This is a genomic window from Streptomyces sp. HSW2009 (assembly GCF_040240285.1).
In the GTDB taxonomy this organism is placed as follows: domain Bacteria; phylum Actinomycetota; class Actinomycetes; order Streptomycetales; family Streptomycetaceae; genus Streptomyces.
Window position 1 is genome coordinate 1 of the sequence record NZ_JBEHZD010000681.1, and the last position, 3,610, is coordinate 3,610.

Below are 3,610 nucleotides of genomic sequence, written 5' to 3' on the forward strand. Positions count from 1 at the left end.
GGGGGGGGGGGGCGGCCGCCGCCCCGCGCGCCGGGGGCGGCGCCCCCCGCGGGGGGGGGGGGGGGGGCGCCCCGCCCGGGCCCCGCGCCCCCCGCCCGCCCGCCCCCCCCCCACGGCGCCGACGCCGAACCGCCGTCGGAGTTCCCCGAGCGCTGGGCGCAGTTCCTGCCGCCCGAGGACATCAAGTCGCGGCTGCACGCCTGGCGCGAGCGCGCCCAGGAGGACGACCGGCGCGCCCACGCCCGCGCCAAGGCCACCACCCCGGACGGCCCCGCCGCCGATGCCCCCGCCCCCGCTGGCTCCTCCGTTTCCACCGGCTCCGCCCCCACTGGTTCCCCCGCTTCCCCCGGCCCCGCCGCAGGTTCCCCCGCCTCTACGGGCTCCGCCGGCGCAGGCTTCCCCGCGCCCGACGGGCCCGCCACGACCGCGCCCCGGGCCGCCCCGGAACACCCGGTCGCCCCCGCCCCAGTGACCGAGACCCGTTACCCGCCGCGCCCCAACTACCCGCCGGGCCCCTTCCCGCCGAGCGCGTACACCCCCACCGACCAGCCTCATCCCACCCCGGCCCCGCCGTACCCGCAGCCCGCCGCGCCCCAGGAGCGCCCGGTGGACCCCCGACAGCCGGCCCCCGCCCCCCAGCACCGCCCGGCTCCCCGCGAGCGCCCGGCCGACCCCCGCCAGCCGGGCCCGGTCCGCGGCCGACACCGAGCGGGGTCGTAGGGCGCAGGCCCGGCCCCGTGCCACCTGTCACACCCGCCCGGCCCCGTGCCACCTGTCACACCCGCCCGGCCCCGCGTCACCCGTCGCACCCGCCCCGCCCCGTACGACGCAAGACCCGCCCCGTCACGTACCGCACACGCCCTGCCCGTACGCGCCGTACGCGCCGTACGGCCGGTCCCGTCTGCGGCGCGGGCCCGCTCCTCGCCCGCGCCCGCGCGATGCCCTCGCGGCGAGCGAGGGTGGCGTTCGCGCAGCCGTACGGGGGGAGCGCGGCGTGGCTGTTCCGGGCGGACTGTCCAAGTCCACAAGATCTCTCTACCGTTGGTGCCCGGCCGTGGGGCCAGGCAACGACACAGCAAGAGGGGGCTCTGTGGAAGCCGAGTTGGCGGCGCTCGCCGGGACGGGAGCGGCGACCTTGGTCGCGTTGATGGTGTCCGACGCGTGGACGCGGGGCAGCACGAGCGTGGTCAGGTTCTTCAGCCGGCGGCGGGGCGGGGCCGCGGAGCCGGACGACGTGGCGGCGGTCGAAGCGGAACTCCAGCGCTCCAGCGCCGCCCTGACCAGGGCCCGGGCGGCGGGCGACGAGCGCGTGGCGGCCGACGCCGAGCAGCGGCTGCGGCTGCGGCTCGGCGCGCTGCTCGCCGAAGACCCGGCCGCCGCCGAGGAGTTGCGCCGGCTGCTGGCCGAGGTGGCGCCGCTGGCCGCCGCGGGGCTGACGGTCAACACGCTCGGCGGCGGCACCCACCACGCACCCGTCTTCCAGGGCTCGCACGTGCACAGCAACATCACCTTCCACGTCCCGGCGCCCCGCCCCAGCGGGCCGGCCGTCCGCCCCGACCAAGTGCCGGCCCTCACCACGCGGTTCATCAACCGGCGGGCGGACCTCGCCGTGCTCGACGGGTGCTTCGGCCGGGCCGGCCACGGCGCCGACCACCCGGTCGTCGGGGTGCTCACCGGACTGCCCGGCGTCGGCAAGACCGCCACCACCTGGCGCTGGGCCGACACCGCCCGCGACGCCTTCCCCGACGGGCAGATCTACGTCGATTTCGCCGCCCTGCGCCGGCACGACCGGCCGGGGCCGCGCGGTCCTGCCGACGACCCGGGCGCCGACGTCTCGGAGGCCGCCGCCATGTGTCTGCGGGCGCTCGGCGTCGGCGACGACTTCATGCCCCGCTCGCTGGCCGAACGGACCGCGCTGTTCCGGTCGAAGTCCGCCGAACTGCGGCTGCTCGTCGTCCTCGACGACGTCAACCAGCCGGCCCAGGTCAGAGCGCTGATCCCGAAGGGCAAGGGCAGCGCGGTACTGGTCACGGGACAGGGCGCGCTCGGCGAGTTGGCGATGGCCGGGGCCACCATGATCCCGTTGGAGCCGCTCGACGCCGAAGGCGGCCTCGCCCTGCTGGCCGACCGGTGCGGCGAGGCCGTGGTGGCCGCCGAGCAGGAGGCGGCCGGGCGCCTGGTGACGCTCTGCGGCGGACTTCCGATCGCACTCCAGGTGGTGGCCGCGCGGCTGGGCATGGACGCCCGGTTGACGATGACCGCGCTCGCCGCCGAACTGGAGGACGAGACCGGCCGGCTGGCCGGCCTCTTCCTCGGAGCGGAGAACCCCGTGACCGCAGTCTTCGGCCTCGCCTACCGCCAACTGCCGCCGCCGGCGGCCCGGCTCTACCGGCTCCTCGGCCGGCTGCCGATGGACACCTTCGACGCAGGCGTGGCCGCCGTCGCCGCCGACCGCCCGGCGGCCGAGACCAGGCCGCTGCTGGCGACCCTCGTCGACGCCGGCCTGCTGACCCCCACCGATGACCGCCGCTACCGGCTGCACGGCCTGGTGCGGCTGCACGCCCACGAGTGCGACGCGGCGGAGCGGACCCCGGTCGACCAGGCCGCGCTGACCGAGCGGGTCACCCTGCACTACCTGGTGCTCGCCGCCCTGGCCGACCGGGCGCTGCGCAAGGACCGGCTGCGCATCGCCGACCTCACGGACCTGCTGCGGGAGGCCACCGACCCGTTCGCGGCCACCGGCGGACCGGCCCCGCTGGAATGGCTCGACGTGGAACGCGCCTCGGTGCTCGCCGTGCTGCGGGCAGCCGCCCGCCAGGCGCGGCACCGGCCCGCCCTGCACACCCGGGTGTGGCAGTTGGCCGAGGCGTTCACGGCACTGTTCCTGCACCGCAGGTACCTGGGCGTCTGGCAGGAGTCGCTGGAGCTCGGGGCGGACGCGGCTGCCGCGGCCGTGGCGCCGGCCGCCGAGGCGCGGCTGCGCGCCCTCCTCTCCCGCCCCCTGATGGACCTCGGCGCGCACGAGCGGGCCCGCCGGGAGCTGGAGACCGCCGTGGCCTGCGCGGAGATCGCCGACGACCTGCTGCTGCGCGCCTCGGTGCAGGAGTTTCTCGGCCGCTACTGGGACCGCTTCGACCGGGAGCGCGCGGTCCTCGCGTACGAGACCTCGCTCGACCTCAACCGCCGCGCGCAGGAGCCCCGCGGGGTGGCCATCGCCGCGTACTTCCTGGGCTGCGCCCAGGCCGCCGGCGGCGACCACGAGCGGGCCCTCGCGACCTTGCGCGACGCGCGCCGGGACCTGCTGGCGGGCCCCGAGCCCGACCTGCGGATGGCGGGGCGGGTCACGGCCGCCATCGGCGACACGCTGGACCGGGCGGGCGAGACGGCCGCGGCCGTCGACGCCTTGCAGCAGGCCGCCGCCGACCTGCGCGCGGCCGAGGCCACCAGTTACGAGGCGCAGGCGCTGATCCGGCTCGCCGACATCGCCCAGCGCACCGGCGGGCACGGGGCCGACGTGCGGGGGTGGCTCACCCGCGCCCTGGAGATCCACGAGGCGGGCGGCAGCCCGCAGGTGGACGCGTTGCGGGCGCGCATCGACGGGCTGCCGGGC

At 78.3% G+C, this 3,610-nt stretch carries 1 protein-coding gene and 1 pseudogene; both read left to right on the forward strand.

The window, feature by feature from the left end:
- Positions 1–720, forward strand: a pseudogene (locus tag AAHZ94_RS30670) (hypothetical protein); the annotation flags it as partial.
- A 370-nt stretch (positions 721–1,090) separates the two neighbouring features.
- On the forward strand, positions 1,091–3,610 hold a 2,520-nt coding region (locus tag AAHZ94_RS30675; RefSeq protein WP_349996992.1), incomplete at its 3' end, for an NB-ARC domain-containing protein.